Raw genomic sequence first — 20,783 nt, 5'->3', positions numbered from 1 at the left:
TTCAGCCTTCCTGTCCGGCACCGGTACCGGCGCCGGGCGGGCGCCCGGCCCACTCGACGCCGAGGATCTGCAGTTCGCGGCCCGCCAGCAGTTCGACCCGGCCGCCGGCGCAGTGCGGGCAGCCGAGGTCGGGCGGCATGCCGACGGCCCACTCGACCGCGCACGGCTCACACCTGGCCCGGGCCGGCACCGCCTCGGTCTCCAGCACGGCGCCCGCCACCAGCGTTCCGGCGCAGGCCAGTTCGAAGCAGAAGTCGAGGGCCGCGGGCACCACCCCGGCCAGCTCGCCGATCTGCAGGCGCACCCGGGCGACCGCGTCCGCCCCGTGCCGGCGCGCCGCGGCGTCCACCTGCTCGACGACGGCCGTGGCGATCGACATCTCGTGCATGGGGCCCCGTTCCCGGCTGGCGGCGACAGGCCCCATTACAGACCGCGGCGGCGGCAGCGGTCCGCAGCCGCGCCGCCGCCGCGCCCGGGACTACACCGGACGCACCAACGCCCCGCTCACATCCGGCGGATGCGCAGATAGCGCTTGATGTCGTCCAGGTTCTGCCAGATCACCGCCACGAGCACGGTCAGCACGACCACGCGCCGCAGGTACTTCAGCATGATGAGGCCTCTCTGTTGGCTTGCGGGCGCGCACCGACGGTCCGCAGGACCATCCGGACCGCCTCCTCGACGGCGGCGGCCACCGGTGCGCTCAGTCCGATCCCCTCCTCCAGCGACTCCGGCTCGCACCCCACCACGAGGACCCGGCCGGGCGGCGAGCCGCCCGTCCCGGCGGCCAGCGTGCCGAGCAGCGCGAGCACGGCGTCCGGGCCCATCCGGTGCCCGTCCAGCACCGGCGCCGCCACCGGTCCGGTGTCCGCCTCGATGAGGTAGACGGTGCCCGGTTCGCCGCCCCGGGCGGTGGCGTCGACGAGCACCAGCATCCGGTAGCCGTCGAGGAGCCGGTACGCCAGGTGGACGCCGCGCACGCCGACGTCGAGCAGTTCGACGTCGGCCGGCAGCGGGTGCTCCCGCAGCCGGCGCACCGTCTCCACCCCGAAGCCGTCGTCGCCGAGGAAGATGTTGCCGACCCCGGCGACCAGTACCTTTCCGTCCGTCACGGGCCCTCCAACGGGGTGATCTCGTCCGGCTGGAAGTAGCGGTAGCGGCCCTGGGCGCGCCAGAGGTCGGCGCCCGGGTCGTCCTCCAGGGTGACCGCCAGGTGCACCGCGCCGTCGACGTCGTGCAGCACGGCCTCCACCACGGCGGTGCGGCCGTCCAGGAAGAGGTCCTGGGCGTCGGTGCGCCGCCGGCCGGGGCGCAGCAGGACCCGGCTGCCGGCGCCGACCTCGCGGCCGTCGACCAGCACCCGGTCGTGCTCCGGGTCCACCTCGGGGTCGTCGCCCGGGTCCCACCAGGGCTGCCCGGGCGCGTTGCCGGTGATCTCGCGCAGGCCCCGGACGGCGCCGTGCAGCCGCTCCAGCACCTCCGGGGGCATCGAGTCGGCGAGGTCGATCACCGCGCCGGCCCGCTCGTCGGTGCCCCGGGCCTCGCGCTTCTCGCGGTCCGTCAGGGCGGCGGTGCGCAGGGCGAGGATCTCGTCGATCTCGGTGGCGTCGTAGAGCGCGCCGGGGCTCTCGGGGGCGATCGCCGGGTGGTCCTCCAGGATGATCGGCGAGGAGAGCACCACCCGGTCGCGGCCGGGCGGGCCGGCCAGCACCGGCCAGGTGTGCTCGTTGCGGCACTCCGCGGCGGCGCCCCGGGCCCACTCGGGCGGGTCGGTCGGCGAGAGGAAGGAGCCGCGGTCGAGCCCGAGCAGCAGGTGCGCCGAGACCAGCGAGCGCGCCAGTGCGGTGTCCCGCCCGTCGTCCGGCCCCGGCGTCCAGTCGGTGGTGTTCTCCACCACGGCGGTCAGCAGCCGCACCCCGTACGGGCCGGGCACCTCGCGGGCGCTCAGCCGCAGCAGGCCGTCGGTCCGCTCCCAGCGGCGCAGCAGCCGGCCGACGGGGGCGCCGTCCGCGCGCAGCGGCTCCACCTCCCGGCCGGCCGGGAGGTGGAACGGCCGCACCAGCTCGTCGGCCAGCTCCTCGACGGGGACGACCAGTTCGACGCTGTCCTCGACGCCCTCGTCCCAGGGCACCAGGACCCGGTCGGCGAGTTCCAGTTCGTCGACCTCCTGGAAGCCGCCGCCGGGCAGGGCCCGTTCGACGGTGCGCCTCCGCGCCCGCAGGAAGCGCAGTTCGACGGCCAGCCGGTCGCCGGGGCGCGGCTCCATCAGGCATTCGGTGCGCTGGTGGAAGTGCTCGCCGCGGTCGGCGCCGTAGCCGGGCGGGACGAGCACGCCGAACTGCCAGCGCAGCCGGTTCTTGGCGGCCGAGGCCCGGTAGGGGTAGAGCACATAGCCCTCGAACAGGACGGCGTCGGCGATCTGGCGGGCGTGGGCGAACCCGGCCCCGACCTCGGGGGTGAAGGCGGTGCGGCCGGTGCGGGCGGTGGCGGTCACCGGGCCGCCTCCCCGACCGCGGCGCCGGCCAGCAGCTCGCGCACGGTCGCCTCCCAGGACGGCAGGGCGCGGCGCGAGCGGTAGGCCAGCAGCGCGTCCATCAGCTCCTCGGGCAGCCGCAGCCAGCCGCAGCCGGGGAAGTGCCGGTCGATCGCCTCCCGCCACACCCGCACCGGCATCCGCACCGTCGCCTCCCGGTCCCAGGGCACCGGGGAGACCTGGAAGCCGCCGGGGCCGGCGAAGGCGGTGCCGGAGAACAGCAGCAGCAGCGGGACGTCGCCGCCGTCCAGCGCCCGCAGGTAGCGGGGGGCGGCGACGTCCTGGTCGAAGGTGCAGGGGACGGGCAGGTCCAGCTCGGTCTCGCCGGTGAAGCCGGGGACCATCAGCGGCACCTGGGCGAACTCGACCGGGTGGAGGGTGGTGCCCCAGCGGGCCCGCTCGCCGAACAGGTCGGTGAGCCGCCCGGCCTCCGCCTCGTCGTAGCCGCGCCGGGCGGGTTCGATGCGCAGCTGGCAGCGGAGCGCCAGGGCGTGCACCCGGGCCTCGGGCGGCGCGGTGATCCGCAGCCGGAAGAGCAGGGTGGGCCCGGCGGCGTGCTCGGCGGCCCGGACGGCGGTGCAGGAGAAGGCCAGCGGGGTCACCGGGGTCCGTCCTCTCGCAGCGGCCGGGCCCGTTCGGCGAGCCGGGCGAAGAAGGCGTCGACCTCGGCCCTGGCCTCGGCGCCGCCGTCGAACCCCTTCCAGCAGCGCCGCAGCCGGCCGACCAGTTCGTAGCAGGCGTCGATCGGCACCAGCAGGCAGTGGATCCCGGTGTCGGTGCGGCGCAGCAGCAGCGCCTCGACGTCGGGTTCCAGGGCGGCGGCGAGCCGGCTGCCGCCGAGGGCGCGCTGCCAGGCGGCCTCGTCGGGTTCGCTCTCGGTGGCCCCGCCGGGGCCGGGGTAGAGCAGGACGAGCCGGTCCTGCCGGGCGTTGCGGAAGAGGAAGGCGGTGCCGACCGGGATGCCGAGAGCCGTCCAGGCCTGCTCGCCGATCCGGTGGCCGGGGTCGGGGTCGGGGTCGGTGAGGTGGCGGTCGGGGACGTGGCGGTAGCGGCCGCCGGCCGCGCCCGGGTCGCGGAACAGCAGTCCGCAGGCGGTGCAGACGCAGGTGAGGGTCTGCTCCTCGGTGTCCACCAGGTGCCGGTGCGCCGGGGGGACGCCCTGGCCGCAGAAGGCGCAGCGCTCCGGCTGCGGCGGTACGGGCTCGCGCAGCCGGCGCAGCAGGGCGGTGCCGGGCCGGGAGAGTTGACGGGTGCTCACCGGGCGGCCTCCGCCGGGGCGCCCGGGCGGGTGCCGATCTGCAGCAGCTGGGGCCCGCGTTCGAACACCACGGCCGTCACCTCGGGCGCGTGACAGGCGAGGGCGGCCTCGATGTCCTCCTCGGAGCAGCCGCAGCCGGCCCGGGTGCGGCGCAGCCGGACGGTGCCGGTGGCCGGGTCGAAGCCGGCCTGCTCGACCGGTTCGGGCAGCGCGGCGAGCGCCCGGTGGATCCGGGCGGCGGTGTCCTCGGGGTGCAGCTCGTGCAGGACCAGCAGGGCGGCCACCGCCGGGTCGTCCAGCAGCGCGGCGAGGGCGGGCGCCGGCAGCGCTCCGACGATCCGGGCGAGGCCGTCGTGGTAGAAGTCCATGAGGTCGCGCACCAGTTGCTCGCCGGCCTGCTGGGCCGCGCCGTCGCCGCCGAGCCCGTCGAGCCCGTCGAGCCGGTCCAGGGCCTCCTGGACGCGCAGCCCGGTCTGTTCCGCCGTCATGCGGTGAGCCCGCTCAGGCCGGTGGGCACGTGCATCTGCTGCACGGTCCGTCCGCCGCCGACGTACATGTGCACGCCGCAGGGCAGGCAGGGGTCGAAGCTGCGGACGGCCCGCATGATGTCGATGCCCTTGAAGTCGTCCGGCGGGTTCTCCTCGAAGATCGGCGTGTTCTGCACGGCGTCCTCGTAGGGCCCGGGGGTGCCGAGGCTGTCGCGCACGCTGGCGTTCCACGGGGTGGGCGGGTAGGGGTGGTAGTTGGCGATCTTGCCGTCCCGGATCACCATGTGGTGCGACAGCACGCCGCGCACGGCCTCGGTGAAGCCGCAGCCGATGGACTCGTCCGGCACCTCGAAGCGCTCCCAGGTCTGGCAGCGCCCGGCCCGCACCTCCGCCAGCGCCTTCTCGGCGAAGTGCAGGGCGCAGGCGGCCGCGTAGGCCTGGAAGTAGGTGCGGGCGCGGTTGCGTTCGAGGGCGTTGCTCCACTGCGGGATCTTCCACTCGAAGGTGGTCTCCGGCTTGGTCATCGAGCGCGGCAGGTTGATCCGCACGCTGGTCCCGGTGGCCTTGACGTAGCCGATGTCGACCAGCCCGGACAGGGCGGTGGACCACAGCCGGGCGAGCGGGCCGCCGCCGGTGTCGAGGGCGAGGTGGTCGGTGCCGTCGAACCAGCGCGGGGACATCACCCAGCTGTACTTGTCGTCGAAGTCGCGCTTCTGCGGGGCGGGGATGGTGTGCTGGTTCCAGGGGTGGCGGGGGTCGACCGGGTTGCCGAGCGGGTCGTGGGTGACGAACAGCTCCTGGCCCTCCCAGTCCTGGTAGTAGGAGCTGCCGAGCAGGATGCGGATGCCGAGGTTGATCCGGGTGAGGTCGTTGGTGACCAGCTTGCCGTCGACCACGACGCCGGGGGTGACGAACATCCGCCGGCCCCAGTCGGTCATGTTGCGGTAGGTGAAGTCGCAGTGGTCGGGGTCGTTGAGGCTGCCCCAGCAGCCGAGCAGGACGCGCCGGCGGCCGACCTCCTCGTAACCCGGCAGCGCCTCGTAGAAGAAGTCGAAGAGGTCGTCGTGGAGCGGCACCACCTTCTTCATGAACTCCACGTAGCGCATCAGCCGGGTCAGGTAGTCGGTGAACAGCTGGACGGTGGCCACCGTGCCGACCCCGCCCGGGTAGAGCGTGGAGGGGTGCACATGGCGGCCCTCCATCAGGCAGAACATCTCCCGGGTGTAGCGGCTGACCTGGAGCGCCTCGCGGTAGAACTCGCCCTCGATCGGGTTGAGCGAGCGCATGATGTCGGCGATCGTCCGGTAGCCGTGGTCTCCGGCGTGCGGGGCCTCGGTGCGCTCGGCGCGCTCCAGCACGCCGGGGTTGGTCTCGCGGACCATCTTCTCGCAGTAGTCCACCCCGACCAGGTTCTCCTGGAAGATGTTGTGGTCGAACATGTACTCGGCGGCCTCGCCGAGGTTGATGATCCACTCGCCGAGGTGCGGGGGCTTCACGCCGTACGCCATGTTCTGCGTGTAGACCGAACAGGTGGCGTGGTTGTCGCCGCAGATGCCGCAGATCCGGCTGGTGATGAAGTGGGCGTCGCGGGGGTCCTTGCCCCGCATGAAGACGCTGTAGCCGCGGAAGACCGAGGAGGTGCTGTAGCACTCCGCGACCTTCTTCTGCTTGAAGTCGATCTTCGTGTGGATGCCCAGGCTGCCCACGATCCGGGTGATCGGGTCCCAGGACATCTCCACCAGGCCGTTGCCGTCCCCGGCCGCCCTGCTCGTCGCTGTCATCGTGTCTGTCGTGCCCTTCTGGAGACGGGAGGGGGGATGGACGGCGGGGCCGCCGCGCCCGGGGCGCGGCGGCCCGTCCGGTCACTGCGGCGGTCGGTACCCGGTGGTCAGGGTGTGCCCGCTGTGGCGCCACCGGGGTTCCTTGTCGACCGTCCTGAGGGTGATCGCGCGCAGCCGGCGGATCACCGAGCCGTACGTCCGGCTGACCCGGGTCGAGACCGTCGAGCCGGGCGGCGGGTCCATGAACGGCATGAACTTGTCGGGGAAGCCGGGCATGGTGCAGGCGATGCAGATGCCGCCGACGTTGGGGCAGCCGCCGATGCCGTTGATCCAGCCGCGCTTGGTGACGTTGCACTTGACCACCGGGCCCCAGCAGCCGAGCCGCACCAGACACTCCGGGGTGCCGTAGTCGGTGGCGAACTGCCCCTGCTCGTAGTAGCCGCCGCGGTCGCAGCCCTCGTGCACGGTGGCGCCGAACAGCCAGGTGGGGCGCAGCTTGTCGTCCAGCGGGATCATCGGCGCGGAGCCGGCCAGCTGGTAGAGCAAGTAGGTCAGGGTCTCGGCGAAGTTGTCGGGCTGGATGGGGCAGCCGGGCACGCAGACGATCGGCAGGCCGGCCTTGGACTTCCACCCCCATCCGAGGTAGTCCGGCACGCCCATGGCGCCGGTCGGGTTGCCCTCCATGGCGTGGATGCCGCCGTACGTGGCACAGGTGCCGATGGCGACGACCGCGGTGGCCTTGGGGGCGAGGCGGTCCAGCCACTCGCTGGTGGTGATCGGCTGGCCGGTGACGGGGTCGTCGCCGAAGCCGCACCAGTAGCCCTCGGCCTTGATCCGCTCGTTGGGGATGGACCCCTCGATGACCAGGACGAACGGGTCGAGCTCGCCGCGGTCCGCCTTGAAGAACCACTCGACGAAGGTGTCGGCGCCCTGCACCGGACCGCACTCGAAGTCGATCAGCGGCCAGTGCACGGCGACCTTCGGCAGGCCCGGCAGGGCACCGGTGACGATCTCCTCGATGCTCGGCTGCATGGCCGCGGTCAGCGCGACCGAGTCGCCGTCGCAGCTCAGGCCCGCGTTGATCCAGAGAATGTGCACCACGTCGGTGTCGGTGGTGGCGCTGGTTGCTGCAGCACCCATGAGGATGCCTCCTCGGAACTGGGAGCCGGACAGAATGGCTCAGAACCGTCATAACAGCCTCCGGCGGGTCCCGCCGGTCCACGCAGCCGGGTGACGTACGGGGACGGCGTCCGAACGGCCGCCGTCCGGTTGGGCCGTCCGGGTCACGCCCGCGCGGCGGGGGCGGGCAGCTTCCGGACGAACGCGGCGCGCAGCGCGTGGTAGGGCGCGTGCGGGTCGAAGAACTGGGCGTGCATCACGGCCAGCTCCGCCGCCCGGTGGTCGGCGAGCGGCCTGGCGCGCTCGTCGGCCTCGCGGGCGGCCTTCTTCGCGGCGATCCGGCCGTGCACCGTCGGCGAGGCGGCGGTCAGCCGGGCCAGCCGGGCGGCCTCGCCGCCGAACTCCTGCGGGGCGCAGGGCAGGACCCGGTCGACCAGCCCGGTCCGCAGCGCGGCCGCGGCGCTCACCGGCAGCGCCCGTTCGGTGAGCCGGCGGGCCTGCGCCGCGCCCACCCGGCGCGGCAGGGTGTACGTCCAGTACTCCGAGCCGTGCAGGCCCATCAGCCGGTAGTGCGGGTTGAGCACGGCGCCCCGGCGGCACCAGACCTCGTCGGCGGCCAGCGCCAGCATCACCCCGCCGGCCGCCGCGTTCCCGCCGAGGGCGGCGACCACCAGGCGGTCGGTGGTGGTGAGGACGGCCTCGACCAGGTCGTCGATGGCGTTGATGTTGGCCCAGGACTCGGCCGCCGGGTCGGCGGCCGCCTCGATCACGTTGAGGTGGATGCCGTTGGAGAAGAAGTCCCGGCCGCCGCCGAGCACCAGCACCGAGGTCGGCCGGGTCAGCGCGAAGCGGTAGGCGTCCAGCAGGCGGCGGCAGTGGGCGGTGCTCATCGCGCCGCCGGGGAAGGAGAAGCGCAGCAGGCCGACCGGCCCGTCCTCGGTGTAGCGGAGGTCCGACCAGCCGGGGTCACCGGCGGCCGGCATCAGCGGCGCGGGCAGCTCCGGCAGGCGGGGCAGCGCCTCGCCCAGGGCGGTGACGGCCGGCAGCTTGAAGGTGGCGGGCCCGCCGGGGACGCGGCGGGCGCGCAGCTCGGGGATCCACACCGCGCCGTCGGCGGTCGCCCGGCACAGCGCCCCGGCCCGGGTGGCCAGGAGTTCGCCGGGGCGTCCGCGCAGCGCCCGCTCGGGGTGGCCGCCGTGCAGGTACCACTCGCCGCCGAGCAGCCGGTCCAGCACGCCGGGCCGGGAGTCGGCGGCGCGGAGCTTGCGCACCACGGTGTCGGTGGTGTCGCGCTCCCAGTCGATCCGCCGCTCCTCCTGGCGCAGGTACGGCCGGGTGTGGTCGAGCGCCCGCCAGTCGGGGCCGTGCTGCGGGCGGGGGGTGTAGGTGCCGGAGGCGAACCGCCGCACGGCCCGCAGCACCGCGTCCACGGCGGCGTCGGAGACCTCGTTGCGGTAGAGGTCGCTCTTGGCGGCGGGCGGCAGCGGGCAGGGCGTCGCGGCCCAGACGGGGCCGGCGTCCATCACCTCGTCGGCCTGGAGCACCGTCACGCCCCACACGTCCGCGCCCTCGTGGATCGCCCAGTCGAGGGCGGACGGGCCCCGGTCGCCCGGCGGGCCGGGGTGCACGACCAGGCAGGTGACGGTGGACCAGACGTCGCGGGGCAACGCCGTGGTGAGCATCGGCGCGACCACCAGGTCCGGGGCGAAGCGCCGCACCGCGGTGCGCAGCGCCCCGTCGTCGCCGGCCAGGTGGACCTCCACCGGGTGGCGCCGGTCCCGCAGTTCGGCGTGGACCCGCTGGGTGAGGCTGTTGAACGCGCTCGCGACGAGCAGGATCCGCATGTGCGCCTCCGGCGGCGTGGGCACCCGTGAACCCGGCGATCATCTCCCCCGGCCGCGCCGGGGTCCGCCGCGCCGCTCCGCCGGTCCGCCGGTTCACCCGGGCGGCGGGGCCGCTAGAGGCCGAAGTCGGCGGCCAGGCAGTTGTAGAAGCGGAAGACGCCGTCGGGGTGATAGGTGTCGCGCGGGCCGTCGCCCGGGCCGGGCGGGACCTCCTCGGTCATGTCCTCGAAGCGGATGCGCTCGGGGAGCCTGCCGAAGCGGGCGAGCCTCGCTTCGGCGGCGGGATCGTCGGTGCGTTCGCTGCTCATGACCATCCTCCAGACCTCGGACGGGTTCAGGATGCGCCCCGATTCATCACCTGTCAAGGCGGTGACGAGCCGGGTGTTTGACCGGTTCCGCACTCCCCGGCGCGTGATCGGCCGTGCCAGGCTCTGCTGCCACCGGCCGGGTTCGGCCGGGGCGAGGGCCCGGCCGCTCCGTGCGCACCGGGCCTCGCGTCACCTGCGGGAAGGGAAGAGGTGGTTCTGCATGGTCAGCCTCCGGACGACACTCCGTACAGCGGCCGCGGCGGCGGTCCTGGTCGGCCTCGGCGCCGGGGCGGCGCACGCCGCCGGGTGGCCCCCGCTGCACGAGGGCGGGTACCTCTACGCGGGCGCCGGCGGCACGGGGGCGGTGACCGTGGTCGACCTCGGCGACCTCGGCACCTGCCACACCCTGGCCGGGCCCGTCCGCTCGGCGCAGGTGGTCGACGGCGCCGCCTCGGTGGTGCTGTACACCGGCGCCGGCTGCACCGGCGCCCACCCGTGGGCGACCGGCTCGCTGGCCCAGTCCGACCTCCCGGCGGCGGCGCTGAGCTACCGGGTGGTCCCCGCCTGACCGAGGGCGTGGCCCGTCCGGGCGACATCACCCGGACGGGCCACGGCGGCCGCGCCTCCGCCCCGGTCACCGCGTCGGCGCCCGAGGCTGGACGTCCCGACCGGAGCGCAGCGAAGGAGACTCCCCCATGGCCGCATCCGGCCCCGTCCGCACCACGGTCTCGGCGGCGCTCGACCGGGCCGCCGCCACCGCGCACCTCAACGCCTTCATCACCCTGGACACCGCGGGCGCGCTCGCCGAGGCGGAGCGCCGGGACGCCCGGGGCGAGCGCGCCGGCTGGTGCCTGGTGGTCAAGGACAACATCCATGTCGCGGGCCTGCCCAACACGGCGGGCACCCCCGCCCTCGCCGGCTTCACGCCCCGTACCGACGCGCCCGTCGTGGCCGCGCTGCGCACGGCGGGGGCGATCGTGCTGGGCAAGACGAACATGCACGAGCTGTCGATGGGCGCCACCTCCCGCAACCACACCTTCGGCGCCGTCGGCAACGCCGCCGACCCGGCCCTGTTCGCGGGCGGCAGCAGCGGCGGGACGGCCGCCGCGGTGGCCGCCGGCGTCGTGGACGCGGGGCTCGGCACCGACACCGGCGGGTCGGTCACCGTCCCGGCCGCGCTCAACGGCGTCTACGGGCTGCGGCCCAGCGCCGGGCGCTACCCCGCCGGCGGCGTCACACCGCTGTCCACCACCCGGGACACCCCGGGGCCGATCGCCCGCACCCTGGAGCGGCTCGCCGCGCTGGACGCGCTGGTCACCGGGGAGGCCGGGAGCGCGGCGCCCCTGGACCGCCCGCTCCGGCTCGGACTGCCCCGGCAGGTGTTCGCCGAGGACCTGGACGGCCCGGTCGAGGAGGCCTGGGAGGCGGCCGTCGACCGTCTGGCCGCCGGGCGGACCACCTGGGTGCCGGTGGACACGGCGCCGCTGGCCGGGTACGACGCCCGGATCGGGATGCCGCTGGTGCTCGGCGAGTTCGCCGCCGCCATGGGCCGCTACCTGGAGGTCCACGGCACCGGGCTCAGCACCGAGGAGGTGCTGGACGCGGTGGGCGACCCCGCCGTCGGCGCGCTGCTGAAGGCCGGCGCCCTGCCCGCCGGCCCCGGACACCCGGGGCCCGCCGCGCTGGCGGCGGCGGTCGCGGAGCGCCGCGCGATGCGGGCCGCGTACGCCGAACTCCTCGCCGCGCACGGCCTGGACGCGCTGGCGAGCCCCACCGTCCCGGTCTGCGCCCGGCCGCTGCACCGCTACGAGGACACCCTCCCGCTCAACGGCCGGAGCGCGCCCACCTTCGCCACGCTGATCCGCAACACCTCCCCCGCGGCCACCGCGGGCCTGCCCTCGGTGACGGTGCCGCTGCCGGTCACCGGCTCGCCGCCGGTCGGCCTGCAGCTCGTCGGACGGCGCGCGGCCGACCGGGAGCTGCTGGCGGTGGCCGCCCGGGTCGACGCCCTGCTGCGGGCGTGACCGTCACTGGCTTGACAGGTGACGGAGCGCCATGGCACCTTCGTCACCAGTCAGGGTGGTGACGACGTCGGAGCGGCCGGCGCCCCGACCGTGACCGGGGCATCCGGGAGGGATTCGTCATGGTGGGCCTCAAGGGTGGACGCGGACGGCTGCCGACGGGGGCGGTCGCCGCCCTCGCGGCGGGACTGGTGCTCGCCGGCACCGCCAGCGGCGCGACCGGGGACACCGCCGGCCGCGCCCGGCCGACCGTCGTTCTGGAGCACGGCGCCTTCGCCGACGGCTCCAGCTGGGGCGGCGTCATCGCCGAACTGCGCGCCGACGGCTACCCCGAGGTCGCCGCCTCGCACTCCGTCGCCGTCTCCCGGCCCGGGCTCGTCGCCGGCGCATCGAGCGGGCGGCCCGCGCCACCGTCCGCCGGCACACCTGAAATCGAGACATGTGTCTCGCGGGCGGAACGGAAAGGTGTGAATGGCGACCATCCGCCCGGCGCCGCGAATCCGCAGGTGGGAGCCCTGGCCCGAGAATCCCTTTCGGCCACCGCCAGGTGACGAACCACCACCGAAACATCTAGTCTCTTGCGCCGGGGCACCCCGGGGCAGCCGGGTGTGTCACGAAGAAGGATGTGGGGGACGGGTGGAACCGCTCAACGCGGCGATGGTCGGCCGGGACCGCGAACAGGCCGAGCTGTCCGGGTTCATGACGGCGCCCGGGGGCCGCGCCCTCGTCCTGGGCGGCGAGACCGGCGTGGGCAAGAGCACCCTGCTGGACCACGTCGCCGGTCTCGCGGCGGCCGACGGACACCGGGTGGTCAGGGCCGCCGGGGCGGAGGCCGAGTCGGAACTGCCCTACGCCGGGCTGCACCAGCTGCTGCACCCGCTGCTCCCGGAGATCGCCCGGCTGGACGACGCCCAGCGGGCCCTGCTCGACGTGGTGTTCGGCCGCAGCTCCGGCCCGCCCCCGTCCGTCCTGACCCTCGGCATCGCCGTCCTCGACCTGCTCGCCCGCACCGCGTCCCGGCAGCCCCTGCTGCTGGTGCTCGACGACGGCCAGTGGCTGGACGCCTCGACCACCGAGGTGTGCGGCTTCGTCGGGCGGCGGCTCACCGGCGACCCGGTGAAGCTGCTGGTCGGCCTGCGCGACGACACCCCGTCCGGCTTCGACACGGCCGCGCTGCCCCGGCTGACCGTGGCCACGCTCTCCGAGCGCGCCTCCGAACGGCTGCTGGACCGCCACCACCCCGGTCTCGACCCCCGGCTGCGCCGGCTGGTCCTGGACCAGGCCCGGGGCAACCCGCTGGCCCTGCTGGAGCTGCCGCCGCACGTGCGCCGCGGCGGCCGGGCGGCCGACCGCCCGGAGGAACCGCTGGACTTCACCGGCGTGCCGCTCCCCCGGCGCCTCCAGGAGGTGTACGGCACCCGGATCGGGACGCTCGGGCGCGCCGTGCGCGCCGAACTGCTGCGCGGCGCGCTGGACGGCGTCGGGGCGGGCACCGCGGCCGGGCCCGCCGACCGGGCGCGCTACCGGATGGCGGACGTCGGCGAGGCCGCGGCGCGCGGCCTGCTGGAGACCGACCCGCTGAGCGGCGACTTCGTGTTCCGCCACCCCCTGGTGCGCTCGACGGTCGTCCAGCTGGCGACCGCGGACGAGCGGCGCGCGGCGCACGCCGTGCTGGCCCGGGCGCACCGGGCCGACGTCGAGCGGCACGCCGTCCACCTGGCGGCCGCCGCCGCCGAACCGGACGAGCGGGTCGCGGCCGCGCTGGAGGCGGCCGCCGACTCCGCCACCCGGCGCGGCAGCGCGGTGACCGCCGTGGCGTGGCTGACCCGGGCCGCCGAGCTGAGCACCGACCACCCGCAGCGCTCCCGGCGGCTGGGCGACGCGGCGTTCATCGCCGGCCACGCCGGACTCGCCGACCGCGCCCGGCAGTTGCTCCGCTCCGACCCGGCGGCCGGACCGGGCGAGTCGCCGGCGGCGGTGCTCGCCTCGGCCTACACCGCCTTCTACGAGGACGGGGACGTACGCTCCTCGGGGTGCCGGGTGGTGACCGCGATCGAGGAGCTCCGGGCCGCCGGGGCGCCCGGGCCCGGCGGGGTGCGCGAGCCCGGCGAGGTGCTGACCCGGCTGGTCAACCTGCTGCTGGCGATCAGCCAGTACGCCGGGGACGCGGCCTACTGGGAACCCGCCCACGAGCTGCTCGACTCGCTGGGCGACCTGGTGCCCCCGGCCTCGCGGATCTACCAGGACGCCTGGAGCGACGTGGTCCGGCGCGGCGCCGACGTGCGGGCGCGGGTGCACGACGCCTTCGCGGACCCGAGCGCGCTCGAACCCTGGGACGTCAGCCGGCTGGCCGTCTCCGCGTACCACGTGGACACCCTCAGCCAGTACCGGCCGTACCTCCAGCGCACCGTCGACCGCGAGGTGGCGACCGGGGCCAGGATGTCCGGCGTGGTCATGCTGCACGTGATCATGCTCGACCAGCTGGCGGTCGGCGAGTGGGACGAGGCCGAGCGGACCGGACGGCGGCTGCTGGAGCTCACCACCGAGCACCGGCACGCGCTGTTCGCCCACCACACCCGGGCCTACCTGGGCCTGCTGGCCGCGCTGCGGGGCCGCACCGAGCAGGCGCGGGAGCTGCGGGCCGCGGTCGACGGCTGGGCCCGCCCGCGCGGGCTCGGCTTCCTCACCCAGATCGCCGACGCCATCGGCACCGCCGCCGCGCTGGCCGAGGGCGACTACGAGGCCGCCTACCTGCACGCCATCGGCATCACCGCGCCCGGCTCCTTCACGCCCTACGCCCACCAGGCCCCCCGGACGCTGCTCGACCTGGTCGAGGCGGCGCTGCACACCGGCCGCGCCGAGCAGGCCCGCCGGCACGCGCTCGCCGCCGAGGAGGCCGGGCTGCCGGACGTCTCCCCCCGGCTCGCCGTGATCACCTACGGCGCCCTGGCGATGACCGCGACCGACCCCGACGAGGCCGACGCCCTCTACCACCGCGCCGAGACCCACCCGGCCGCCGCCGCCCTCCCCTTCGAACTGGCCCGGATCCGGCTCGCGCACGGCGTCCACCTGCGCCACACCCGGGGGCGCCGGGAGGCCCGGCCGGCCCTGAACCTCGCCGTCGCCACCTTCGAACGGCTGGGCGCGCCCACCTGGGCGGAGCGGGCCCGGGCCGAACTGCGCGCCACCGGCGCGCCGCTGCGCGCGCCCTCGGCCAACCTCGCCACGCTGACCTGGCAGGAGCGCCGGATCGCCGAACTCGCCGCCGGCGGACTGACCAACAAGGAGATCGGCGCGCAGACCCACCTGTCGCCGCGCACGGTCAGCTCCCACCTCTACCGGGTCTTCCCCAAACTGGGCATCACCTCCCGGGCCGCGCTGCGCGACGCCCTGGGCCGGCTGCCGGTGGAGTGACCGCGGTGACAGTCGTTCCCGTGGTCACCTGACCTAGGGACGGCGCCGCCGCACGGGCGAGAGTGGGTCGGCCAGCTCCGTCCAGCGAAGGGCCCACCCGCCATGAACGGCCACCGGCCAGCACTGACCCTGGAGATCGAGCGCGTCCTGGGCGTCGGCGCCCGGCAGGCGGTCGGCGCCGAGTTCCGCTACGACCCCGTGCTCCCCCTGGTGGTGACGGCGCAGTTCACCGTCCCCGGCGGCCCGCACGCCCGGTGGCACCTCGGCCGGGACCTCCTGCACAGCGGGCTGCGCGCCCCGAGCGGCCACGGCGCCGTCCGGCTCCGTCCCTCCCCCGACCGCTCGAAGGCCTGGCTGCGGCTGCTCGCCACCGACACCGCCGCCCTGTTCGAACTCCCCGCCGCACCCCTCGCCACCTGGCTGGACCACACCTACACCCTCGTCCCAGCCGGCCGTGAACTGGCCACCGTCGACTGGGACGCCACCACCACCGCCCTGCTCGGCGGCACCGCCGTTCCGACCGGGACCACCGTCAAGTGACCGATGCGCGGGGGGCCTCCGGCGGCGGAGAGTGGGGCGCACATGCCCACCATCACCTGAGGGGTTCGCCATCCATGGACCGTGACACTTCGCCGCCCCGGGCGCGCCCGGCGCCCGGGGCGGTGCCCGCGCTGCTCCTGGCCGTCGACCAGTTGCTCGACGAGTTCACCCGTCTGCCCGGGCAGGCGGAGTTCCGGTTCGACCCGGCGACGCCCGCGGTGGTCACCGTGGAGTTCCTGGCGGAGCGCGGGCCGGGGCTGGTCTGGCGGCTGGGCCGGGAGCTGCTGTACCGGGGCCTGGCGACGATGAGCGGCTGCGGGGACGTCCGGATGTGGCCCACACAGCGCGAGGAGCGGCCGTCGTCCTGGCTGCTGCTCGAATCGCCGGAGCTGGAGGCCCTGTTCGAGCTGCCGACGGCGCCCCTGACGGTGTGGCTCGACGCCACCTACCGGGCCGTCCCGGCCGGGGCGGAGCTGGACGGCCTGGACTGGGACGACTTCCTGCTGGAACTGCTGGAGGGCCCCGGGGTGCCCTTCGAATAGCCCGGAGCGGCCCGCACCACGGGGGTGCGGGCCGCCGGGGCCGGCGGGGGTGTCGGAGGTGCCTGTTACGCTCCGGGGGTCCGGAAGCGGTGGATCGAGGAGTGGCGGACATGGCGGGTGACGACGACATCTCCGGGTGAGATCCGGAGTTGACGGCCACCGGGCGGCGGGTGGAAGCGCCGGCGGGGTGGTCCGTTCCGTCGTGCCCCTCTCCATGCCCGCCCAGGGCAGCGGTGGTCCGTCCCGCTGTCCGCAGCCGTCTCCGAGGCTCGCCATGTCCCAGCCCGCCCTGCTCGCCCACGACCTCGTCCGCAACCTCGCGGGCCGCCGCGTCCTCGACGGCGTCCACCTGATCGCCTCCCCCGGCCGCCGGATCGGCCTGATCGGGGAGAACGGCACCGGGAAGTCCACCCTGCTGCGGGTGCTGGCCGGTGTGGACGAACCCGACGCGGGGCGCGTCTCACGCCCCGCCGACCTCGGCTTCCTGCACCAGGAGATGCCCTTCGACGCCGGCGCGACCGTCGCCGCCGTGCTCGACGAGGCGCTCCGCGAGGCCCGCGCCGACCTCGCGGAACTCGACCGGCTCGGGGAGGAGTTGGCCCGCGTCCCGGAGGACTCCCCCGGCCACCGCGAGCTCCTCGACGCCTACGGCCGGCGCCTGGAGCGGGCCCGGCACCGGGAGTCCTGGGACGCCGACCGGCGCGCGGAGCTGGTGCTGGCGGGCCTCGGCCTCGGCGCGCTCGCCCACGACCGCGTCCTCGGCTCGCTCTCCGGCGGGCAGCGCGGCCGGCTCGCCCTGGCCGCGCTGCTGGTCCGCCGCCCCTCGGCGCTGCTGCTGGACGAGCCGACCAACCACCTCGACGACGAGGCCGCCGCCTTCCTGGAGGAGCAGGTGCGCGCCCTGCCCGGCACGGTGGTCGCCGCCAGCCACGACCGGGCGTTCCTCGACGCGGTCTGCACCGATCTGCTCGACCTCGACCCGGCGGCGGACGGGCCGGTCCGCCACGGCGGCGACTACAGCTCCTACCTGGCGGCCAAACGCGCCGAGCGGGAGCGCTGGGAGCGTCGCCACGCCGAGGAGCAGCGGGAGCTGGCGGAGCTGCGGGAGTCGGCGGGCGTCAGCGCGCACCGGGTCGCGCCGGACCGGGGGCGGCGCGACAACGAGAAGATGGGCTACGGCCACCGGGCGGGCCGGGTGCAGAACCAGATCTCCCGGCGGGTGCGCGACGCCGCGCGGCGGCTGGAGGAACTGGAGCGCGCGCAGGTCGCCGAGCCACCGCGCCCGCTGCGGTTCGCGGCCCCGGCGCTGGCCGCGGGCGTGCCCGCGGAGGACCCCGCGGACGGCCCGGACCCGCTGGAGCACCTGGTGGAACTGCGGGACGTCCGGGTGCCCGGCCGGCTCGCGTCCGTCACCCTGGACGTCGCGGCGGGCGAGCGGCTGCTGGTCACCGGCGGCAACGGCGCGGGCAAGTCGACGCTGCTCGCCGTGCTCGCCGGACGGGTCACCGCCGAGGGCGAGCTGCGCCGGCGGCCCCGGCTCACGGTGGGACTGCTCACCCAGGACACCGTGTTCGAGCGGCCGGACCGCACCGTGCGCGAGACCTACGAGCTGGCGCTGGGCGCCGAGCGCGCCGAACGGGTGCCGCTGGACTCGCTCGGCCTGCTGCACCCGGCGGACCGGGAGAAGCCGGTCGGCCGGCTCTCCGTCGGCCAGCGCCGGCGGCTCGCCCTGGCCCTGCTGGTGGCCCGCCCGCCGCAGTTGCTGCTGCTCGACGAGCCGACCAACCACCTCTCCCCGCGCCTCTGCGACGAGTTGGAGGAGGCCCTCGGCGGCGGTCCGGGCGCGATCGTCCTGGCCAGCCACGACCGCTGGCTGCGCCGGCGGTGGCGGGGCCGTGAACTCCGGTGTGCCGCATCGCGGTAGCCGTCCCTGGGTACGCCTACAGGTATGGGGAAGCCGGCGGTGCGGAGCACGGTGGTCGGCACCGAAGGCTCGCGGTACTCGTCACCCGCGGTCGGTGCCCGGCGTCTCCGCCGTCGGGCCTGCCGGTGCTCCTGCCCCGACCGGCCCGACGCCACCTGCGTCACCGGCGGCACCGGCGGCACCGGCGCGGGTGAGCGTCCGCCGCGCCCGTCCCGGCGCACCGCCTCCGGCCGGCATCACGGTGCCGACGGGTCCCGAGCGCACCGAAGGAGCGAGCGACCGTGAACCGCGGCCCGATCACCGCCGAGCGCTTCCCCACTCCCGCGCTGGCGCTGCGCACCGACGACCCGGCCCGGCAGGCACCCGCCCGGGCGTTCGCCCACCGGCAGGCGCGGGCCGCCGAGGCCGCCCGGGAGCGGTTGGCCGGCCTCTGGGCCGCCGGCACCGCGTCACCGGCGCGCGTCGACGCCCTGCGCACCGTCCACCGGGAACTGGTGGACTGGCGCTATCGGTACGCCGTGCGCCACGGCGGACCGCCGGGCCGCCAGGTGCCCTACCTCCCCGAACGGTTCCGCACGCCGATCACCGCGGCGAACCCCAACTACGACATGTTCGGCCCGGTCGAGCGGCTGCGCGAGGGCAGCGTCTGGGACCCGGACGCCGAGCTGTTCCGGGGCGGCCTGGACACCCCCGCCTACCGGGTGATGCTCCGCTACGGACGGTACGCCGAGCGCCGGTTCGCGCGACAGGCGCCCGGCGAGGACGTCCTGCAGAACGTCGTCCGCCTGCCCGACGGGCGCCGGGTGCACGGCAACCGCCTGCTGCGCGGCGCCGCCGCCACCCGGCTCTACCGGGAACTGGCCGCCAGGGCCGAGGAGCGCGGCACCGACGTCCGCCACCTGAAGGCCGTCGGCCACCCGCTCTACACCGTCACCGCGGACCCGGCCGACAACGACACCATCTTCGAGGCGGCCCTGCGGCTGCTCGCCGCACCGGACCTGGACGGCGAGGGCCTGCTGGCCGCCGGATACCTGCTCTACCAGTCGCCCCGGACGAAGAAGGGCAGCGACGCGGTGACCAGGACCTTCCTCGTCACGGTGGGCTCCCTGCTGCTCGGGGACCGCGCGCCACGCCTGCCCGACGACATCGACCTGCGCTGCTACGTCCTCGACCAGGACACCGCGACGCGGCCGGCCGGCCACGGGGCGGGCAGGCAGGCCGACGGCCCGCCCCTGGTGGGAGGCGTGGAGTAGCCCGGAGACGACCGGCCGGCCCCGGGGTGCCCCGACCCGTCCTTGCGCCGACCACAGTCACCTGTCAGCATGGTGATGTGAATCTTGACCATGTCTTCGTGTGCGGACATCCGGCCCTGGACTTCGCGGCCACCCTCCGCGCGCGGCGCACGATCCGCTTCGAGATGTTCGTGACGCCGGAGCGGCTGAACGCCTGGCACCTCGACTGCGGACTGGTCGACACGATCACGCCCGGCGACGAGCGCGACGTCCGGGAGGCGAAGACGGTGCGCGAGGCCGTCTACCGGCTGGTCACCAACCGGGTCGCCGGGGAGGAGTTCGACCGCGAGGCGCTGGCCGTGCTCAACGCCGCCGCCCGCAAGGCGCCGGTGACCCCGCAGCTCACGGTGACCGGCCGGCACAACGAGGCGACCCCCGAGCAGGCGCTGGCGACCGTCGCCCGGCACGCCGTCGAACTCCTCAGCGGCCCGGACGTCCCGCTGCTGAAGGAGTGCGGCAATCCGGAGTGCACCCGGATCTACATCGACCGCTCCCGGGGCATGCGGCGCCAGTGGTGCGGCATGGAATCCTGCGGCAACAAGATCAAGGCCGCCGCCTACCGCGCACGGAAGAAGACCGCTCCGGCCGGCCTGCACTGAGATCCGCCGGAGCGGCCGGTGTCCCTCGACCTGGGTACCATGCGCAGCACCGTCCATGTCGAGGGAGAGAACGGTTGTGACCCGCCAGCCAGCCTCCGCGCTCCGGTCCCGCTATGTGGAGCAGGCCGCTTCGGACCTGAAGCTCAACCACCAGCGCCAGCGCGAACTGGCCGAGGAGCTGCGGGTGCTGCGGCAGGAGGAGGCCCTGCTGGCGGAGATCCTGAGCCTGGCCGAGCGGTACGAGGGCTTCACGGATCCGGCGCGGCTGCCCGAGCAGCCGCAGGACGAGCCCGTCGCCGGCGCGCGGGCCAGGACGCGTCAGCCGCTGCTCGGCGACCTGCTGGCCGACCTGCTGGGCGGCCGTGACGAGCCGTGCCCGGCGAAGGAGCTGCGGGCGGAGCTCATGGCGAAGCACCCGAAGCGCAATCCCACGCCCCAGGTGGTGCGGAACACCCTGGAGGCCCTGGTCGCCAAGGGCCGGATCCGGCGCCACAAGCAGCGGCGCTCCGTGCTGTACGCGCTCGCGGAGCCGGGCGGGGCCGCGGCGCCGGGCGAGAGCGGCTGAACGTGGTGCGGGTCCCGCGCCGGGGGGACGGGCGCGGGACCCGCGGTCAGGTGGTCCGGTTCGCTCAGGCGGCGTCGGCGGCCCGGGCGTTGATGGTGACGGGGATGTTGTCGCGGGTCGCCCTGGAGTAGGGGCAGGTCCGGTGGGCGGCCTGCGCCAGCTCCTCGGCGGTGGCCTGGTCCACCCCGCCGAGCACCGGGTTGAGCACGGCGGAGAGGCCGAACTCGCCGTCGTCGCCGTGGGTGAGGGTGATCTCGGCGGTGATGGCGGTGCTGGTGAGCCGGATCCCGCGGCTGCCCGCGGCCAGCCGCAGGGCGCCGAGGAAGCAGGCGGCCCAGCCGGCGGCCAGCAGCTGCTCCGGGTTGGTCGCGGTGCCGACGCCGCCGAACTCCTTCGGGATGGCGAGGCCGGTCTCCAGCAGACCGTCCGAGGAGCGGACCCGACCGCCGTTGCGGCCCTCCCCGTCGACGTCGACAACGGCGGTGTAGCTGACTGCCATGACTGGTGCTCCCCATCCGATCGAAACTGTCCGGCCACCCCCCGGGGCCCGACGAGCTT

22 protein-coding genes are annotated in these 20,783 nt (G+C 75.5%); 10 read left to right on the top strand and 12 right to left on the bottom strand.

Annotated features, from left to right (window positions below):
* Position 1: 1 nt before the first annotated feature.
* The 11 genes from hypA to ABTX81_RS19965 all read right to left on the bottom strand — a co-directional run bounded on the left by hypA (position 2) and on the right by ABTX81_RS19965 (position 9,328).
* Positions 2-388, bottom strand: a complete 387-nt coding sequence (gene hypA / locus ABTX81_RS20010; RefSeq protein ID WP_350547464.1) for a hydrogenase maturation nickel metallochaperone HypA — start codon at positions 386-388, stop codon at positions 2-4.
* Between the two features lie 116 nt (positions 389-504).
* Positions 505-609, bottom strand: a complete 105-nt coding sequence (locus ABTX81_RS39680; RefSeq protein ID WP_502892813.1) for a DUF6893 family small protein — start codon at positions 607-609, stop codon at positions 505-507.
* On the bottom strand, positions 603-1,109 hold the full coding sequence (locus ABTX81_RS20005) for a hydrogenase maturation protease (RefSeq protein ID WP_350547461.1): 507 nt from the start codon (positions 1,107-1,109) through the stop codon (positions 603-605). The genes ABTX81_RS39680 and ABTX81_RS20005 overlap by 7 nt, the downstream gene beginning before the upstream one ends.
* Positions 1,106-2,491, bottom strand: coding sequence for a hypothetical protein (locus ABTX81_RS20000; RefSeq protein WP_502892812.1), 1,386 nt, complete (start codon positions 2,489-2,491; stop codon positions 1,106-1,108). The genes ABTX81_RS20005 and ABTX81_RS20000 overlap by 4 nt, the downstream gene beginning before the upstream one ends.
* Complete coding sequence (locus ABTX81_RS19995) at positions 2,488-3,132, bottom strand: DUF6084 family protein (protein WP_350547458.1); 645 nt, start codon at positions 3,130-3,132, stop codon at positions 2,488-2,490. Before ABTX81_RS19995 ends, ABTX81_RS20000 begins: the two co-directional genes overlap by 4 nt.
* A complete protein-coding gene (locus ABTX81_RS19990) occupies positions 3,129-3,788 on the bottom strand; it encodes a DUF5947 family protein (RefSeq protein WP_502892811.1) in 660 nt (219 codons plus the stop codon). The genes ABTX81_RS19995 and ABTX81_RS19990 overlap by 4 nt, the downstream gene beginning before the upstream one ends.
* Positions 3,785-4,276, bottom strand: a complete 492-nt coding sequence (locus tag ABTX81_RS19985; RefSeq protein WP_350547455.1) for a NifU-related iron-sulfur-binding protein — start codon at positions 4,274-4,276, stop codon at positions 3,785-3,787. Before ABTX81_RS19985 ends, ABTX81_RS19990 begins: the two co-directional genes overlap by 4 nt.
* Complete coding sequence (locus tag ABTX81_RS19980) at positions 4,273-6,057, bottom strand: nickel-dependent hydrogenase large subunit (RefSeq protein ID WP_350547452.1); 1,785 nt, start codon at positions 6,055-6,057, stop codon at positions 4,273-4,275. Before ABTX81_RS19980 ends, ABTX81_RS19985 begins: the two co-directional genes overlap by 4 nt.
* Positions 6,058-6,138: 81 nt before the next feature.
* Positions 6,139-7,197: an NADH-quinone oxidoreductase subunit B family protein gene (locus ABTX81_RS19975; protein ID WP_350547449.1), complete on the bottom strand. Its 1,059-nt coding sequence runs from the start codon at positions 7,195-7,197 to the stop codon at positions 6,139-6,141.
* Between the two features lie 143 nt (positions 7,198-7,340).
* Positions 7,341-9,020 (bottom strand): hydrogenase maturation protein, encoded by a 1,680-nt coding sequence (locus ABTX81_RS19970; RefSeq protein WP_350547447.1) that lies wholly within the window; start codon positions 9,018-9,020, stop codon positions 7,341-7,343.
* Positions 9,021-9,133: 113 nt separating this feature from the next.
* Positions 9,134-9,328, bottom strand: a complete 195-nt coding sequence (locus tag ABTX81_RS19965) for a hypothetical protein (RefSeq protein WP_350547444.1) — start codon at positions 9,326-9,328, stop codon at positions 9,134-9,136.
* 220 nt (positions 9,329-9,548) lie between these two features.
* Here ABTX81_RS19965 and ABTX81_RS19960 point away from each other — a divergent pair, with 220 nt between their 5' ends.
* The 10 genes from ABTX81_RS19960 (at position 9,549) to ABTX81_RS19915 (ending at position 20,225) form a co-directional block, all read left to right on the top strand.
* Complete coding sequence (locus ABTX81_RS19960) at positions 9,549-9,896, top strand: hypothetical protein (protein ID WP_350547441.1); 348 nt, start codon at positions 9,549-9,551, stop codon at positions 9,894-9,896.
* Between the two features lie 127 nt (positions 9,897-10,023).
* Positions 10,024-11,352 (top strand): amidase family protein, encoded by a 1,329-nt coding sequence (locus tag ABTX81_RS19955; RefSeq protein ID WP_350547438.1) that lies wholly within the window; start codon positions 10,024-10,026, stop codon positions 11,350-11,352.
* A gap of 119 nt (positions 11,353-11,471) precedes the next feature.
* Positions 11,472-11,900, top strand: coding sequence for an alpha/beta fold hydrolase (locus ABTX81_RS19950; protein ID WP_350547435.1), 429 nt, complete (start codon positions 11,472-11,474; stop codon positions 11,898-11,900).
* A gap of 106 nt (positions 11,901-12,006) precedes the next feature.
* A complete protein-coding gene (locus ABTX81_RS19945; protein WP_502892815.1) occupies positions 12,007-14,763 on the top strand; it encodes a helix-turn-helix transcriptional regulator in 2,757 nt (918 codons plus the stop codon).
* A gap of 102 nt (positions 14,764-14,865) precedes the next feature.
* Positions 14,866-15,303 (top strand): SsgA family sporulation/cell division regulator, encoded by a 438-nt coding sequence (locus ABTX81_RS19940; protein ID WP_350547429.1) that lies wholly within the window; start codon positions 14,866-14,868, stop codon positions 15,301-15,303.
* Positions 15,304-15,377: 74 nt separating this feature from the next.
* Complete coding sequence (locus ABTX81_RS19935) at positions 15,378-15,845, top strand: SsgA family sporulation/cell division regulator (protein ID WP_350547426.1); 468 nt, start codon at positions 15,378-15,380, stop codon at positions 15,843-15,845.
* 274 nt (positions 15,846-16,119) lie between these two features.
* On the top strand, positions 16,120-17,769 hold the full coding sequence (locus tag ABTX81_RS19930) for an ABC-F family ATP-binding cassette domain-containing protein (protein WP_350547423.1): 1,650 nt from the start codon (positions 16,120-16,122) through the stop codon (positions 17,767-17,769).
* 281 nt (positions 17,770-18,050) lie between these two features.
* Positions 18,051-19,022, top strand: a complete 972-nt coding sequence (locus tag ABTX81_RS19925) for a hypothetical protein (RefSeq protein WP_350547420.1) — start codon at positions 18,051-18,053, stop codon at positions 19,020-19,022.
* A gap of 77 nt (positions 19,023-19,099) precedes the next feature.
* Complete coding sequence (locus tag ABTX81_RS19920) at positions 19,100-19,660, top strand: CGNR zinc finger domain-containing protein (RefSeq protein ID WP_350547417.1); 561 nt, start codon at positions 19,100-19,102, stop codon at positions 19,658-19,660.
* A gap of 76 nt (positions 19,661-19,736) precedes the next feature.
* Positions 19,737-20,225, top strand: coding sequence for a hypothetical protein (locus ABTX81_RS19915; protein ID WP_350547414.1), 489 nt, complete (start codon positions 19,737-19,739; stop codon positions 20,223-20,225).
* 64 nt (positions 20,226-20,289) lie between these two features.
* Here ABTX81_RS19915 and ABTX81_RS19910 read toward each other — a convergent pair whose 3' ends face one another.
* Complete coding sequence (locus ABTX81_RS19910; protein WP_350547411.1) at positions 20,290-20,724, bottom strand: Ohr family peroxiredoxin; 435 nt, start codon at positions 20,722-20,724, stop codon at positions 20,290-20,292.
* Between the last annotated feature and the right edge of the window lie 59 nt (positions 20,725-20,783).

It is taken from the genome of Kitasatospora sp. NPDC097605 (genome assembly GCF_040302725.1).
GTDB lineage: Bacteria > Actinomycetota > Actinomycetes > Streptomycetales > Streptomycetaceae > Kitasatospora.
The sequence above is the reverse complement of the archived record's forward strand: the minus strand, read 5'-3'. Positions and strand labels throughout refer to the sequence as shown.

Excerpts from the sequence above, each read along its gene's own strand:
- hypA (WP_350547464.1), bottom strand. The coding sequence starts at position 388 with ATGCACGAGATGTCGATCGCCACGGCCGTCGTCGAGCAGGTGGACGCC.
- ABTX81_RS19960 (WP_350547441.1), top strand. The coding sequence starts at position 9,549 with ATGGTCAGCCTCCGGACGACACTCCGTACAGCGGCCGCGGCGGCGGTC.
- ABTX81_RS19940 (WP_350547429.1), top strand. The coding sequence starts at position 14,866 with ATGAACGGCCACCGGCCAGCACTGACCCTGGAGATCGAGCGCGTCCTG.
- ABTX81_RS19970 (WP_350547447.1), bottom strand. The coding sequence starts at position 9,020 with ATGCGGATCCTGCTCGTCGCGAGCGCGTTCAACAGCCTCACCCAGCGG.
- ABTX81_RS19950 (WP_350547435.1), top strand. The coding sequence starts at position 11,472 with ATGGTGGGCCTCAAGGGTGGACGCGGACGGCTGCCGACGGGGGCGGTC.
- ABTX81_RS19930 (WP_350547423.1), top strand. The coding sequence starts at position 16,120 with ATGTCCCAGCCCGCCCTGCTCGCCCACGACCTCGTCCGCAACCTCGCG.
- ABTX81_RS19985 (WP_350547455.1), bottom strand. The coding sequence starts at position 4,276 with ATGACGGCGGAACAGACCGGGCTGCGCGTCCAGGAGGCCCTGGACCGG.
- ABTX81_RS19980 (WP_350547452.1), bottom strand. The coding sequence starts at position 6,057 with ATGACAGCGACGAGCAGGGCGGCCGGGGACGGCAACGGCCTGGTGGAG.
- ABTX81_RS19955 (WP_350547438.1), top strand. The coding sequence starts at position 10,024 with ATGGCCGCATCCGGCCCCGTCCGCACCACGGTCTCGGCGGCGCTCGAC.
- ABTX81_RS39680 (WP_502892813.1), bottom strand. The coding sequence starts at position 609 with ATGCTGAAGTACCTGCGGCGCGTGGTCGTGCTGACCGTGCTCGTGGCG.
- ABTX81_RS19945 (WP_502892815.1), top strand. The coding sequence starts at position 12,007 with ATGGTCGGCCGGGACCGCGAACAGGCCGAGCTGTCCGGGTTCATGACG.
- ABTX81_RS19935 (WP_350547426.1), top strand. The coding sequence starts at position 15,378 with ATGGACCGTGACACTTCGCCGCCCCGGGCGCGCCCGGCGCCCGGGGCG.
- ABTX81_RS19965 (WP_350547444.1), bottom strand. The coding sequence starts at position 9,328 with ATGAGCAGCGAACGCACCGACGATCCCGCCGCCGAAGCGAGGCTCGCC.
- ABTX81_RS19910 (WP_350547411.1), bottom strand. The coding sequence starts at position 20,724 with ATGGCAGTCAGCTACACCGCCGTTGTCGACGTCGACGGGGAGGGCCGC.
- ABTX81_RS19975 (WP_350547449.1), bottom strand. The coding sequence starts at position 7,197 with ATGGGTGCTGCAGCAACCAGCGCCACCACCGACACCGACGTGGTGCAC.